Below are 15,509 nucleotides of genomic sequence, written 5' to 3' on the forward strand. Positions count from 1 at the left end.
GCTGGTCGCGGCCATGCCAGTAAGGTGAAAAGCAGACCCGAGAGCAGGTGCACATAACAATGAGTGATCGGGTCTATGCAGCCAGAAGAATTTTCAACGGAGGCGGAATCACCTCCACCGACATTTCGGGCCGCCGAGTATGTGCGGATGTCGACCGAGCACCAGCAGTACTCGACGGAGAATCAGGCCGACAAGATCCGTGAGTATGCCGAGCGGCGCAACATCGAGATCGTTCGCACCTATGCCGATGAAGGCAAGAGCGGCCTGCGTATCGATGGGCGCAAAGCACTGCAGCAACTGATCAAGGATGTCGAGACGGGCAAGGCCGATTTCCAGATCATTCTGGTCTACGACGTCAGCCGCTGGGGCCGGTTTCAGGATGCCGATGAGAGCGCCTATTACGAATACATTTGCCGCCGCGCCGGAATCCAGGTCGCGTACTGCGCCGAGCAGTTCGAAAACGACGGCTCGCCTGTGTCCACCATCGTCAAGGGCGTCAAGCGTGCGATGGCGGGCGAATACAGCCGGGAGTTGTCGGCCAAGGTGTTCGCTGGACAGTGCCGCCTGATCGAGTTGGGCTTTCGGCAAGGGGGACCCGCTGGCTATGGCCTGCGACGTGTGCTGGTCGATCAGTCCGGCACGCTCAAAGGTGAGCTGGCTCGCGGCGAGCACAAGAGCCTGCAAACCGACCGCGTCATCCTGCAGCCGGGTCCGGACGATGAGGTTGCCGTGGTCAACCAGATCTACCGCTGGTTTGTCGCCGACAACCTGACGGAGCTGGACATCGCCGAACGGCTGAACGCACAAGGAACGCGCACTGACCTTGGGCGGGATTGGACACGAGCGACCATCCGCGAAGTGTTGTCCAACGAGAAATATATCGGCAACAACATCTACAACCGGCGATCCTTTAAGCTCAAGAAGCACCGGGTGGTCAACAGTCCCGAGATGTGGATCAAGAAGGAAGGCGCGTTTGAGAGCATCGTGCCGCCGGAACTCTTCTACACCGCACAAGGCATCCTGCGCGCACGGTCGCACCGCTACAGCGACGACGAGCTGATCGAAAAACTGCGCAACCTGTACCAGCGCCACGGCTACCTCTCTGGCCTGATCATCGATGAGGCTGAAGGGATGCCCTCGTCGGCGGCCTACGCGCATCGTTTCGGCAGCCTGATCCGCGCGTACCAGACAGTCGGCTTCACCCCGGATCGGGACTACCAGTATCTGGAGGTGAACCAGTTCCTGCGCCGACTGCATCCGGAGATCGTCGGCCAGACCGAACGGATGATCGCCGAGGTCGGTGGCATGGTCGAACGTGATTCGGCTACCGACCTTCTCACCGTCAACCACGAATTCACCGTCTCGCTGGTGCTGGCCCGTTGCCAGTTACTCGACAACGGGCGTCGGCGCTGGAAGGTGCGTTTCGACACCAGCCTCGCACCCGACATCACTGTGGCCGTGCGGCTCGATGAAACCAATCAGGCAGCACTGGATTACTACCTGTTGCCGCGACTTGACTTCGGCCAGCCCCGCATCCATCTGGCCGATCACAATGGCATCGAGTTCGAGTGTTACCGCTTCGACAGCCTGGACTACCTATACGGCATGGCCCGGCGCATCCGCATACGGAGGGCCGCATGAACCAGGACAAAGAGCATCGCCACTCGGAATTGCGGATGATCCCGCTGAACCGGATCGAGATTCTCAATCCACGCGAGCGCAACAGCCGCGTGTTCGAACAGATCGTCGGCAACATCCAGAGCATCGGCCTGAAAAAGCCGATCATCGTGACGCCGCGCCCGGGGAATGATGGCGAGCATTACCTGCTCATCTGCGGTGAGGGGCGTTTCAAGGCCTTCAAGACGCTCGGCCACCAGGAAATCCCCGCGATGGTGATGAACGTCGACGACGAATCGGCCTTCATCATGAGCCTGACGGAGAACATCGCACGGCGCAAATTCAGCCCGTTGGAGCTGCTGGTCGGCATTGAGCAACTGCGGGATCAGGGCTACGACAAGAAGGACATCGCACAAAAAACGGGCCTGAGCCCGGAGTATGTCCAGGGCATCTTGTACCTGCTCAAGAACGGCGAAGAGCGCCTGCTGATGGCTGTCGGCAGCGGACGCATCCCGCTCAACGCGGCGATCACCATTGCTGGCGCGGGCACGGATGACAAAGCGATCCAAGCCGCCCTGCAGGAAGCCTATGAATCCGGCAAGCTGCGTGGCAGTCAACTGATCCAGGCGCGACGAGTAATCGAGCGTCGCCGTTCGCAAGGTCGGGCCGTCGGCGGCAAGATGTCATCCCGCAAACCCAATGCGGACGTGACCACGTCGAGTCTCGTGCGCAACTACCAGCGTGAAGTCGAGCGCCAGAAGCAGCTGGTCAGGAAGGCAGAAACCGCCCAGCGCAACCTGCTGTTCATCGTCGGCGCGCTGCGTCAGTTGCTGGCAGACGAGAATTTCACCAACCTGCTGCGCGCCGAGGGAATGGACTCATTGCCACAGTATCTGGCGGATCGGGTCTGGGCGCGGGGGTGTGGATCGTGAGCAGACCTCCACTGGGCTTCGTGCCGGAGCCACTATTCCTCGAGCTTTCGGCCATTCTGCCATCGCGCAAGACCCCGGAGGGCTTGTTTGCCTCCCGGAAATTCAAGCAGATCCTCGCGTCCATCGAGGCTATCGGGCTGATCGAGCCCCTGTCGGTTGGAAAACCATCCCGCGAGGGTCAGTACATCTTGCTCGACGGGCACACTCGGCTGGTGGCGCTGAAGCAGTTGGGTTTCGACAAGGCACCGTGCCTCGTGGCCACCGACGATGAAAGCTATACCTACAACAACCGGGTCAATCGTCTCTCCAGCATTCAGGAGCACCTGATGATCCGCCGCGCCGTCGAACGCGGCGTCACCCCCGAAAAGCTCGCGAAAGCATTGGACGTGGACATCAGCCACATCATCAAGAAACTGAACCTGCTCGATGGCATCTGCCCGGAGGCCGCCGAGTTGCTGCGCGACCAAACCTTCTCGGCCAACCTTGGCGCGGTGCTGCGCAAGCTCAAGCCAACCCGGCAGGTCGAGTGCGTCGAACTGATGGTCAGCGCCAACAACATCACGGTGGCTTACGCACAGGCTTTGGTGGCAGCCACGCCCAGCAACCTGCTGGTCGGTGAGACCAAGCCCAAGAAAATGATCGGCGTCAGCGCCGATCAGATGGCCAAGATGGAGCGAGAAATGGGCAATCTTCAAGAGCAGTTCAAGCTGGCAGAGCAGACCTATGGCCAGGACATTCTCAATCTGGTTCTGGCCAAGGGCTATCTCGCCAAGTTGATGGCCAACGAAGCCATTCTGCGCCACCTAACGCGGAATCATCCCGACGTGCTGAACGAGTTTGACAGCATCGTTCGTATGGTGGCGCTGGATAAATAAGCGGCGCGCAATCAGACGTAGTAGGAGAAATCCTTCCTTCAGGAAGGTCGTGGTGCCGCCCATGCAGGCGACACACGGTTCTTTAACAATCTGGAAGCATCAGGGTCACCGCCCCCGAAACGGACGTTCTGCTTCCGTCTTGATCAGGAGCGGTGGCCTACAGGCTTGCCGCTGGCCTGCCCATGCGCATCGGGGTCTGCGAATGGGCGAACAGCGGCAACTTTGTGGTGCCAACGCTGGCTGGTACAGGGAGGCAAGCCCGCTTAGGTGATCCGTGCCCATATCGATCGACCGAAATTTCAAGCTCTTGCAGACCAAGCGGCAGGCATGGCCACTTGTGTGAGCAAGGAGCGCAACTTGGCCACTGCATCCACTGGGTCGTGCGGCAACGTAGCGAAGCTGATTTTCTTCCCGCTATCAAGGCTCCAAGGGCTGTTCTGCTCGGCATGGGGCGTATCAGGGGTTGATGGGGCGAAGGGATACGCCAAGAGGCCCCAGGTCATCAGTCCTGCAGGGGTTTGAAAGCGCCCCAGGTAGGCGGCCATCTGGTACAGGTCGTCGCGCTGCGGCCCATTTGGAGCGTTAGCAGATGGATGGAGGGATTTGTACTTGGCATCAACCACTCCCTTGATGACGGAGCCAGAGAGCAGGATGGCGTCGGGTATCAATGTGCCCAGGCCTTGGCCCGAGACATCACTGTGGAGAAGTTTCTTGGTGGCTGACTTATCACGGGTGCCGTGCGTCACTGTCAGCGGTGAGGCGGCCTTCCGCAGGACGCTGAGGACGTACATCTCCCACAGCTCGGCTACGTCGAGCAGGACACCTTTCGTTTCGCCGCTGGCATCAATGTCAGCAGCGAGCCCCTTTCGGTTTGCGATCTGCCTGGACAACTCGGCGATAGGCGCAAAGCCAGCAGTGATCGGCGTGTAGCGAATCCGGTCAAGTTCGGCCTTCGTCGGGACGCAAGGCCGTGAGCCGGTGACAGTCATCAGATGAGGCAGGAGTTCCTTAGCGCGCGTAGGCAGCCATTTTTCATCTGGCACGCCAAGCCACCGTCGCAAAACCATGTAGGCGGCAACGATGGCATCGGACGCTGCGTGATCCAGCGACCGCTCCGAACGGACGGAAACGACCTGTCCACCGCCTGTGGCGATCAAGCGCAGTGATGCCGGGACATCCAGCCGCCCCCTGACAGTCGCGCCTTTTGTGGCCACTTCGCGGCGAAGCGCAGGCAGCCCATGTCGAGCTGCCTCAATGAAGCCGTGTGCCCAAACGGACGCCAGAAGCTGGGCGATAAACGACTCATCTTCACGCAGCTTTCCGGGGGCTTCGGTCAGCACTACCGATGTTGCCTCGAAGAGCCAGTTCCGCAGCGCCGACAGACCAAAGCGCGGCTCGACGGTCAAGCTATGGCCTTCGAAAGAGATAGACCCGACGTAACGGCCAGCCCACCAAGTCCCGTCCCAAGCGCAGTAGACAATGGGTTCATCCTCATCCCTCTCGCCAGAAATGGGGACGACCAGATCTGTGGCTCGGACATTGGTTGCAAGCCTACGGAGCCAGTTGGCTTCTGCCGCTGTCGGTTGCGGGACAAGCGGCGAGCAGTCTCGCGCGACGAGTTTCACTCGGTCACCGACGGCTTGAGCAGAACCTTGGACAGCCGGTCGAGCTCGGCATTGCGTGCGGTCGCGTCCAGCCCGGCGAGATACTGCTCCAACAATGGGCGAAGGGACAGATTCCACACCTGCACGACTGGCTCCAGCGCTTCACCCTTCTTGTTCCAGAGGTAGTTGTGCTTGCGTGTAGGGCGAACGCCGAGGAAGTTGCGCAGGAACACGACCACGTCGAGCAGGTAGGTATGTCCGATCTCATACTGCGCACCAAGCAGTGGGCTGTCGTGAATTTGTCTGTTCAGTGCGGCTGCAGCCGCTGCCAATTTGCGGAAGTCAGGTTCGATGCGATCCCAGTCCAGCCCCGACTTCATAGCTGTCCATTTGGATTCTGATGCGCCGACTAGAGCCTCGGCGTCAAACGGGCACAGCAGCCACAGGAAGCGGCGGCGCAGCGCGAAGTCGATCTGCTCGATAGACTGGTCGATCAGATTCATCGTGCCGATCACGAACAGATCATCGGGTATGCGCAGCTTCATTGCCGCCCCATCACTATTGCGTGCAGGAAGCTCAATTGTCTGGTTGCGGTCCTCCAGCAGGGAGAAGCATTCGCCAAGCAACCGGCTCAGATCCGTCCGATTCATTTCGTCCAGAATCAGAACGTGTGGCAGGCGATCGTCGCGTGGCAGGCGCTCAATGTCCTCGATCAGCTTGGGCAGGTAGCCAGCTCGATATTCCGTACCGCCGCCACTCGAAATGTGGAGTGCCCGGATGAAGTCCTCGTAGCTGTAGGCGGGGTGCAGCTGCAGTCGATGCACGTTGTCGCGGATCGCGGCATCAATGGCTGGTTGCGATTGAAAGTAGCGGGCTGGCCCCATCTGGCTCAGTGCCGCTGATCGGATGACGCGCTCAGCCAGCTTCTTGGCGCGGAAAGTCTTGCCAGTTCCCGGCGGCCCATAAAGGACGATCTGCTTTTTGTGCTGGATGATTTCCAGTGGCGCGCCTTCAGATGCCCCCTCACTGTCGTCGTACCAAGCCTCGACCAGCGGCGACCAGTAAAAGTCCAGCTCTTGCTTGGGCAGCAGTTTTTCGAGCTCTTGGCGAATTGCCAAGATCGCCCGGTCATCATCTGCAGGCTCACCTGCAACCAACCCCGAGAATGCCTTGACCACCCTGCGCTTGTGATTGCCGCTTGCGATACGTTCGAAATGCTCGGGGAACAGGAGGTGAAGAAGCATGTGTCGGAGCTGCTTCGACTCTGCATCCTCAATGCCGTCCACGACTTCTTGAAAGAGCCACGGATCGGCGGCCACCTCTACCTGCCGATCATGCGGTAATTTCTTCCATGCGATGGCGAGTTCGATAAGAAAGGCAATCTCGAAGGGGCGGCGGGTGTTGTAGCCCTGGCCACCACTACCGATTCCGTTTGCGAAGGCGGTGGACACAAGGTGAGACTCTGGCAAGGTGTCGCCACCCCAGCTGAGAACCTCGTTCACGACCTGCCGCTTACGCACGCCACCGACACTGGACGGAAACAAAAAATACACACTCAAGATTTCTGCGGCGAGACGGGACACATCTTGTCCGGCTTTGCCGACTTGGTCTTTGAACTTGTCGATGAATGTCCGGTCGCCTTCGTCTGGGGTGGCAACGAAGGCTTTGTGGATGCGCTCCAACACGTCGGGACGCCAAACAGATGCTTCACTGAACAGCAGAGAGCCGTCGCTCAGTAGGCAGTTGGCGCGGAATAAGTCCGCTGCTTGGTAGATCGTGCTGGTATCGTGTTCTGAATATCTCGCCATCTATATTTTCCTCCTCAATAAGCCCAGCGGGCCACTACCGCCGATCCCCTGAACTGGGAGCCTCTGGCCAAGCAGGTTAAAGCTGCCAGCGATGATCTCGCCACTGCTGATCCATTCGAGAGCTTGAGAAACATTGGCGATCATCATCAAACCGGGGACACAATTTTCGTGTCGACGAGTGAGCGCAGGTGCTCTTCAAGCAGCTTTGCAATGCGCCCGCCAGAGATCAGCACACCGGCCTCCATGTTTTTTTCCATGGCGTGCCCGGTCAGGTTCGCGCTGGTGATGAAACACATCCTGCCGTCTGCGACAGCGACTTTGGCGTGGACGCGGCCATCGGAAAACGGGTCGGCCTTGTCGCGCCAGGCATAGAGATTGGCGGCCGGAACCAGCGTTCTCATTTTCCCTATCGCGTCGAAGGTAATGCTGCCGCCGTGCTCTTGGGACAACTCAAGCAGCATTGATATGGCCACACCGCGATCATTTGCCGCGTTCAGCGCCTTGACGATGGTGGACACGTCGTAGGCCACGAAGCTGGTAATGAACAACGACTGTTCTGCGGAGTTGATGACCTGCAGCAGCGCCTGCTCTGTTCGACGCGCCGACACGAAAGGCGTCGTCGGGCCAGTCCACACGAGTTCGGTGGATTGCTCAGAAGCGGCTTTGGCGTAAACGTGGCTGGCGGCGATAAGCATTGATGCCAGTTCATCTGAACCGACAGTGGTGTTTTGCCAGGCTGCCGCAAGCTGTTCGACCACGCTGCTGGCTACCGGGGTTCCGACCACACTCGGCAACGCCATCGCAGCCTTGTTGGCATCAGTTCGACGAACGCGGGCGGCAACGGCCTGCACCTTCTCGGGAGAGACCAGAGAGACCAGGGCTGCAATGGTATCCAAGAGTTCATCCATGTCAGAAACCCTTGAAGAAAGCAGCGTCGGCGCGTTCGAGTGTAGGTACGAGCAGCGATCGATCCAGATAGCGGTTGCCTCGCTCACAAGAGGTCTCCGCTACCAAACTGCACGCATGGCAGGCAGCACCATGCAGCGATCGATCCTTTTCTGGATCATGTTCCGAACAGAGCGGATCAGAGGAGCAGATCTTCGAGCGATTCAGCGCTTGCTCCAGCAAGCGGCCAAGATTTTCTGGCTTGCCAAGGTCGACGAGACCGCCCAGGGTCCCATCCGAATCGGCTGCTGCGGTGTAGATGAGGATGCCTGCCTGCGAGCTAGCGCCCGACGTATCGGCATAGATGCGTTCACGAATACTCGCGGCGTTGTATCCGCACTCCAGCGCCAGCTCACGAATCAGCAAGTGAGACAGCGTGTGCAGCATCGCATAACGAATGCCGGGGTAACCTTCGTTCGGGTCGAGATGACGCGAATTGCGCCACCCCCTATGGCCACCCCGGAGCATCTGGTCGACCTTCTTCACACCATCCAGAGCCTCCCACGTGACGAGCGCGGCTTCGTCGAACTGGATGAAGATTCCTTCACCATGAACCTGGTTGGCTGGCACCCAATCCGGCTTGCTGCGTGACAGGCTGGCCATCTGCGGACGCTCATTGGGGTCGCCAGACTCTTCGGGGGCCTCGACCCGGGTGAAGCCCAGCAGCGCATTCACCTCGCGCAAACGCTCGAGGAGCAAGACTCGACTGATATGGCCACCGAGACCCGGTGGCGTGCCGACCTTCTTGCTCATGAAGTGCGGGTAGTCCGTGGGCGGGTTGGCCTCTGTCAGCACATCCCACTCGGGCCCTTTGATGTCGGCCTCACCCACGACATCCTGCCCGCCGCCGGAGCGATGTGCCTCGATGGCTGACCAGATCGAGGCCGCCGTGTACTTGTCGATTCCTGGCAGCGCCCCGGTCTTCTTCAAGGTCTTCACCGTCACCGACACTTCAGCTTCGGAGTCGAGATCTTCGAAAAATTCCCAGCCATCCTGGATCAGCTGACTGAGCGGGTCGTTGGTCTGAGGAATCGCGAGCGCCGAGAGTGTTATGGGGAACCAGCTGTTCGTGGCACCCAGCAGAACGGCGCGAGCCTCTTCATCACATTCGTTATCGAAGTGATCGAGATGCGGGTGACGCCCTCGGCAACCGGGTAGATTCTCTTTTCCGGCCTTTCCAAAGGCGTGCGCCATGCTTCTGGACGCACCACAGGCATCACACTTCACCCACAGATTTTCGGTTTGCAGCGATGCACCGCTTTCGAAGAAGCGCAGTGTGCCCTTGCACGAGCTGTTGCCACCATGGACGAAGTAGTGCCAAGGGAAGTCGTCGAGGTGACCATCGCGACAGGCCAGCAGGAAACGCGCGGGAACGGCATCCGCATCCTTGGCAGGTTGGTCGCCTTTGGAACCACGGCAGCCTTTGTGAACGAAGCGGGTTCGCTCCGGCCTGAAGCGGTTCTCCTTGATCTCGAAAAGACCGGCATCAAAGGGCGACAGCAGACCGCACTTCACACAGCGCATCCAGCGCGGGAATGGCCGAACAGGAACGCCGATGTTGGCCTCGGCAGACCAGACGTCTACGAGTTCACTCTTCTGGAAAGGCGGCATCCGCAGGTTTTCGACCTGCGTTCCCAAAACCTTTCGAACGGCAGCGAGCAGCCGTGCCTCCTGAATCGGCTGGCAGCGATCCTTTTCCCAGCGGTCGATGCCGAGCGTCACTACGGAAAGGCTGGGCAGGTCGATCAGCGCGCCGGGGCCATAAGTCCACAGCAATTGGCTGGGGCGTACTTCGCCGACTGGCGTTTTGTTGTTGATGATCATGTTCAATCCTCATCCTTCGTTGCGGGACGAGGCTTCCAATCGTGATCGTCCGTGATATGGCTCGTGTTCATGATCAGACGCACGCCGGGCTCGACCTCTCGCATCGACATCGGTACGGTCCAGTTGTCCCAGGCTTGAAGTCCAGGCGACTTGATCAATGCCACGGTCTTGTCTTTTTCGGGGCCGCGCTTCTCGTAGGCCAAGATCCGTCCACCCTTGCTGACTTCTTTCGCCCATTCGTCGGCGCGCTCTTTCAGCTCAGTCTCAGCCAACTGCTTGCGCGAGTTGTCTTCCGCGACATTGCCTGCGCGTGTCGCCAAGACCTTGATGGCATCGACGATTTCGGCCTGATTGGACATGCTCAATTGGCCAGCACCTTCGTTCGGGCTGAATTCGTCGTTCTCCAGACGCATCAGGCTCAACAACGAGCCCGTCAGACCACGATCCATCGCGCGTGGCGAGAATGGCGTTACCGATTGCGCCTCGACGTGTTTGTAGAACGTGGCGTGGTAGTGCTCGAAGGTCTCGTAATGCGACAGGTCGCGTGGTCTGGCCCACGTCAGCACCGTGCAGACCAAGCCGGGGAAGGAGCGCCCGACACGGCTGGTGGCCTGAATGTATTCGGCAGTCCCCTTGGGTTGCCCGTTCACAGCCATCAGTCCGAGCCGGTTTACGTCGACACCCACTGAAAGCATGTTGGTGGCCAGCACCACATCGATGGCGCGCGTGTCGCCCTCTTGCCACTTGGTCACGTACTTGCCGACTGCGGCGTCGAACTCGGACTTGAACTTGACCTCCAGGTTGTCGAGGTACTTGGGAATATCCTGACTCGATACCCGAGACGTCAGCTCGCGAATGTTGCTGATGCTGCGTTGTGCCAGCGCGGGCCGCTCCACCATGCTCATCTGCACGCGGTAGGAACGTGTCTGCACGTCGTCCTCTGCCAGCCGCTTCATGCCACCCAACTCACGCAGGGAGTTGAAGTAGCCGACCATGGTCATGTACGGGTCAGCAGGTTCACCAAAGTGATCGAACAGCTCCTGCGCTGCTGTCAGGAACGCGGTATAGACGCGAATCAGCATCGCTGGGCGAGAGCTACCGGGCGAGCACACGCCAAGGTAACGCCGCCCCGGTTTTTCTTCGATCGGACGTTGCACCGAGAAGAAGTTGTCTTCCACGTCCAGTCCATGCGGTGGGAACACCGAAACGCGACGCATGAAGACGTTGTTCACTTGCTCCTTGGCTTTACGCACCGTCGCCGTGGAGGCAATGATCTTTGGTTTGACCGTCTTGCCATCGAGCGTCCAGCCGCACAATTCATCCACGGCGGTCTCATACAAGCCCACCATGGTGCCCAGCGGGCCACTGATCAGGTGGAACTCGTCCTGAATGATCAGGTCAGGCGGGCGGATCGGGTTGATGACCTTCACCTTGGATGAAGGGAAGCCCTTGCCCGCTTGGTGATTGCCGTTGCAATCTGCACCTTGCCAAAGCAAGCCGTGGCGCTCGCATTCCTGGCCCACGCGACCAAACAGTGTGCGCACCTGACCACGCCACGCCATCATGGCGAACTTGTCCACGGTGGCGATCATCATCGTGGGTGGGCGGTGGTAGATCTCTTCGTCCACGACCAGTACCGGAATCCCCGGGTGTGGCTGCTTGCTGGATTTGCCCTTGGAAAAATCGCAGCGGCCTTTCTTGTCACCACAGTAGACAAAGGTACGGCCAGTGCCTTTGTCGACCTCGACGTCGCGCCCAGGGGCCACTTCCGAGCCACACCACGGGCAACTGGTGAGCTGCGCGGGTGATGCCGCTCCGGCGTTGTATTTGCCGGGGTTGCGCACATCTTCGATGGCACGGTGGCTGTCCTCGGTCGTGCCCGGCGTCACCTTGTTGCCAACCCACAGGCCGATGGTGAAGGGTTCCGTGCCGAGGGATTTGTCTCCCTTGTCCAGCGCTTCACGCCGCAACACTTCCATGGCGCAAATCAATGCCGTGGCGCGCTGGAATTGCTGGAGCGTCAGCAGGCGCAGCGTGTAACGCATGATCACGGCCAAACCGCGTGAACTGTCGTAGCCGCCGAGATTGCCCTGCATGCGCCGAATGGCCATGGTGAAGGCGGCCACGCCCAGATAGGCTTCGGTCTTACCGCCACCGGTGGGGAACCACAGCAGATCGGCGTAGGCCTCGACGGGCTGGACGCGATCGGGATGACTCGGATCTGCCAACGACGGGATCGAGAGCAGCAGAAACGCCAATTGGAACGGACGCCAGCTGCGGTTTTTCAGCACATCGAACTTGTCGAGGGTGACATCCTCACCCCGGCGCATGGCCAGCGCGTATTGGCTACGCACGCGCTGCGTCGCCATCGCACGGTTGGCGAAGCGAAAGGCAGCAAGCGCTTTCTCATCGGCTTTCAGCGTGTCGATACCCTGCTGCAGGCGTGTGTGGATCTCCTGGCAACGATCCATCGCTTGTTGCGACTGGGTGTCGTAGCCGGTCACTTCTGCCCCGACACGAGCCCGCTGCTCATTGATCCATGCGGCGTAGTCCTTCGTCAGCAGGCTCAATGCGTCGACCAGCGGGTCGATGTCCAAGGTCGCCAGCCGCTGCATATCGAGCAGGCCACTGCTGACCATCTGGCGCATCGCTGGACGATCGCTTGGATCAAGCCCGGGTGTTTCCGTGACCTGCACTTCGTACTGCGGCATCACCGTGGTGCGCACCTCGGTAGCCAGCGTCACATCGTCTGCGGTTTCGGCGTGGACGGCAACGCCATGTCCGACGGCGAATTCGACGCGGTTGCGGTAGATCATCTCCAGCGCTTCGCGCTCCGGGTCCATACCGTCTGCGTCCAACACCGGCCTACGCCGGAAGATGGCGCGTTTTGCAGCATCGGTCTCCGAGCGAACGATCAATTCGGGCTGGAACACCCACGCCGTATCGCGGTTGGTGTCCGGTTCTTCCTGTGCGTTCACTAGGAACAAGGTGACCAGCCGATCGCCATTGGCATTCTTGGCCCGAATAGAACCCTGCACGCGCACTTCGGGAAACTCGTTGTCGGGTGCCTGATGCGGAATCACACCCTCGGTCAGCGGCAGTACGATCTTGCCGCCACAAGGAATGCGTTGCCACACCTTGGCCTTCTGCCCGTTGGACTTGAGCAGTTCATGCTCATCATTCGGTACCCGCTCGTAGCGGCCCCAGCGCGCTTCGATCTCGATCTGCTCAGCGTCACCATCGACGCAGAAAGTCATGCCCAAGCTGCTGGGCACCAGAGACTGGTTGCTGGCGGCATCGATCTCGTCAGCCGAATCCGATTCCGGCTCTACACGCCCGGTGGCCGTTCCAAACTCTGCACCCGGCTCGTGACGTCCGGGAGCCTTGGCCTCCGTGGGCTCTTCGGTATCGTCATTGGCCAGTGGCCCGTCCAACCCCTCGATGCCGCCCTGTGCGGCCTCACGCGGGGCCAGTTTGCCAACCAAGTAGCGATCCCGCACACCCATGTCGACGATGCGTTCGCGGGGGCCACCAGCCGGGCCGAGCAGGTCGTCCATCACGGCCAACTGCAGTAGTTCGCGGATGTAGGCCTGATCCTCGATGATCGGCACTTCGGCAATCGTCTTGTGCAACGCTTTGGGGAGCGACTCCAGGAAATCCGTCCATTGAATGCGACCAACGCTGCCGGACGAAGGCGGGGTGAGCGAAGTAAGACCAATCGAAACCGCCGAATCGACCAACAGCATGCGGTCGAAGTAGATCGTGGTGGTCTCCAGATCGGAACGAAGTCGCAGCACCCGCCCGACTCGTGTGATGTGACCGGCGGCATTTAGGATCAAGACCCAATCGTCATCCGCGATGGCTTGATACAGCGAAAGCTCACCTTTCAGTCGCAACGTATAAGGTGCAAGTGTGAGGTCTGCAGCGATGCCATGATCGATGGCGATCCATGCATTCGGATTTTTATTCTGTATCAAGTCCATCATCACTCCACCAAAAAGTCTTTTATTTAGGCCGTGGCAGCATTCGCATTCACAGCATGCAAATAACTTTTGGTCGACAAATAATCTGACACGCCATCCAGTACGGCTTTGATGAATATTTTGATTTCATCGAAAATCGCGACGAGCTCATCTACTGACGTATCCTGGCCGCAGTCCTCGAATGAAATGCCGCCGTGGGCCAATTCATTTCGCTTTGTCTTGACGTTGAGAAGCCTGACGCCATCGCGCGAAGCCGCTTTGTCATGATCGGCGAGCTGAAATCCGTACTCTTTTGCCTTGTCTTTGATCAAACGACCATCCAGGTTGCCGGAAAACAGGTCTTTTTTATCAAAGCCAAGCCAGATCAGCGCGCTGGATATCGGGATGGCCGAATCGAGCAACTCCGATGGCGTTTCTGATGACACTGCTTTTCGAAGGCCCTTGATGGCAATTTTTCTTACGTCCTCTTTGAGTTCATCAAAGCCGACTTGCTCATCCGCGATGTGTTGATGTATGGCATCTATCGCATTTGTCATCGTTGCCTCCACCAAGTTGTACAGCATCAAATATGCGGAAGCTCTCAGCGTCTTCTCGAGGTCTCTGCCGACAACATAAGTGTTCGAGTTCGCCGCATCCGATGACTCGCCGCCACACAACCTTGAATCCCTGTTGTCTCTCATGAACTGCAGCATTTCAAAGAAGCGCTCGATCTCATGGCAGCGAGAGTTGTATGTCTCTTCTGCGCCGACCATTGCTGGGATTGATGTGGTCATACCGTTGGCTCGACCCCATTTGCCCATTCGATATCTCGTCCAAGCAAGCTATCTCTGACGAAATTAATTCGATTGATTACTCGGGGGCGCGAATTGCTGGCGTCGGATCGGGTCAGATAGCGGAACATTTCGCTTTCGAGCCAATCCATGTTGCCGGGCTGAATGTTCGGGTTTTCAGCAAGGGCAAGTGCAACGCCAATGGCGATCGCCTCGAACCTTATGCGAGGCACCGATGAGTTATTTGCATTCTTGCGGAAGTGATATGGGAAATGCTGGCGAACAAATGAAAGCATCCCCATGAAGCTGCTTTCGAAGGCCGCGTTATCAAAGCCATTTTGATTCTTGTCGTCGAGGTAGTTGTCCAGGAACTCGTCTACACGTCGGTCAAAGTTCTCATATTGATCCCGGTAGGCGAAGAAACGCAGCACGAGTTCTGGATACTCCCGGCGCTTCACTCGGGCGTCGCTAATCGGGCACAGTTCTTTGAACTCTTGAACGTCGGACAAACCACGAATGAATGTCAGGAACTGGCCATCGCGAGACCCCATCCGTTTTTCCATGTCTTCCAGTTTTGATCCGCCACTGTTCAGTCGATCAAAAAGTTGCCGCCTTGCTTCCTCGTCAACCTCAATGAGCTCTATCATGCGAAGCGTTTTGCGCCCAAAGCGGAGCTGTCTGGGCAGAGGAAGATCTTTGAAGCGAAAGCCGATCAGCTTGTCCAGTATTTCAAGGCGATCTAGCTTCAGCTCGTTGCCCATGAATCGCACCAGGGTTCTTATTCTTTGCGAGCCATCGACGATTTCGAGTCGGCCAGCATCTTCCCCTGACGTTATGTCAGCCACGTACAAATAAGGGATCGGGAGATTTAACAAAATCGACTCGATGAATCGAGACTGTTGAGCCTCACTCCACACCAGTTCACGCTGGTAATCAGGGACGAATATCTCAGCCTTGTCACCTTCGATCTTGTCGGTGAATTTCTTGACAATGACTTCTACGGGGTACTCACGAATGTCAAAGTCAGTCTCCTTCTGTCGAAGGGAAATCTGTGCCTCTGCCTCATCTTTTTGTTCTGCGGTAAACGCATCAATGAGGTTCATTTGTTCATTCTGTTCCATGTCATCCCCCGATGTGATTAATGTCAAGGC

Annotated in this window: 10 protein-coding genes; 3 read left to right on the forward strand and 7 right to left on the reverse strand. The window is 58.5% G+C overall.

Annotated features, from left to right (window positions below; all coding sequences use genetic code 11):
* The first annotated feature begins 75 nt into the window (after nucleotides 1-75).
* The 3 genes from OU995_RS22670 to OU995_RS22680 are packed head-to-tail and all read left to right on the forward strand — an operon-like array spanning nucleotide 76 to nucleotide 3,424.
* Entirely contained in the window at nucleotides 76-1,641 is a 1,566-nt protein-coding gene (locus OU995_RS22670; RefSeq protein ID WP_267832405.1) for a recombinase family protein, read from the forward strand.
* Nucleotides 1,638-2,549, forward strand: coding sequence for a ParB/RepB/Spo0J family partition protein (locus OU995_RS22675; protein WP_267832406.1), 912 nt, complete (start codon nucleotides 1,638-1,640; stop codon nucleotides 2,547-2,549). Before OU995_RS22670 ends, OU995_RS22675 begins: the two co-directional genes overlap by 4 nt.
* Nucleotides 2,546-3,424 carry a plasmid partitioning protein RepB C-terminal domain-containing protein gene (locus OU995_RS22680; RefSeq protein ID WP_267832408.1) on the forward strand — a complete coding sequence of 293 codons (879 nt, stop codon included), beginning with the start codon at nucleotides 2,546-2,548 and terminating at the stop codon, nucleotides 3,422-3,424. Before OU995_RS22675 ends, OU995_RS22680 begins: the two co-directional genes overlap by 4 nt.
* Nucleotides 3,425-3,723: 299 nt before the next feature.
* Here OU995_RS22680 and OU995_RS22685 read toward each other — a convergent pair whose 3' ends face one another.
* The 7 genes from OU995_RS22685 to OU995_RS22715 form a co-directional block, all read right to left on the reverse strand.
* Nucleotides 3,724-5,049, reverse strand: a complete 1,326-nt coding sequence (locus OU995_RS22685; protein ID WP_196765227.1) for a 5-methylcytosine restriction system specificity protein McrC — start codon at nucleotides 5,047-5,049, stop codon at nucleotides 3,724-3,726.
* Nucleotides 5,046-6,836, reverse strand: a complete 1,791-nt coding sequence (locus tag OU995_RS22690; protein ID WP_062794312.1) for an AAA family ATPase — start codon at nucleotides 6,834-6,836, stop codon at nucleotides 5,046-5,048. Before OU995_RS22690 ends, OU995_RS22685 begins: the two co-directional genes overlap by 4 nt.
* A gap of 146 nt (nucleotides 6,837-6,982) precedes the next feature.
* On the reverse strand, nucleotides 6,983-7,744 hold the full coding sequence (gene drmC / locus OU995_RS22695; RefSeq protein ID WP_267832409.1) for a DISARM system phospholipase D-like protein DrmC: 762 nt from the start codon (nucleotides 7,742-7,744) through the stop codon (nucleotides 6,983-6,985).
* Nucleotide 7,745: 1 nt separating this feature from the next.
* On the reverse strand, nucleotides 7,746-9,605 hold the full coding sequence (drmB, locus tag OU995_RS22700; RefSeq protein ID WP_267832410.1) for a DUF1998 domain-containing protein: 1,860 nt from the start codon (nucleotides 9,603-9,605) through the stop codon (nucleotides 7,746-7,748).
* A 2-nt stretch (nucleotides 9,606-9,607) separates the two neighbouring features.
* Complete coding sequence (gene drmA, locus OU995_RS22705; RefSeq protein ID WP_267832411.1) at nucleotides 9,608-13,588, reverse strand: DISARM system helicase DrmA; 3,981 nt, start codon at nucleotides 13,586-13,588, stop codon at nucleotides 9,608-9,610.
* A gap of 26 nt (nucleotides 13,589-13,614) precedes the next feature.
* Nucleotides 13,615-14,361 carry an MAE_28990/MAE_18760 family HEPN-like nuclease gene (locus OU995_RS22710; protein WP_267832412.1) on the reverse strand — a complete coding sequence of 249 codons (747 nt, stop codon included), beginning with the start codon at nucleotides 14,359-14,361 and terminating at the stop codon, nucleotides 13,615-13,617.
* Nucleotides 14,358-15,461 (reverse strand): DUF262 domain-containing protein, encoded by a 1,104-nt coding sequence (locus OU995_RS22715; protein ID WP_267832414.1) that lies wholly within the window; start codon nucleotides 15,459-15,461, stop codon nucleotides 14,358-14,360. The genes OU995_RS22710 and OU995_RS22715 overlap by 4 nt, the downstream gene beginning before the upstream one ends.
* Nucleotides 15,462-15,509 lie beyond the last annotated feature (48 nt).

This window comes from Roseateles sp. SL47, from assembly GCF_026625885.1.
Taxonomy (GTDB): Bacteria; Pseudomonadota; Gammaproteobacteria; order Burkholderiales; family Burkholderiaceae_C; genus Roseateles.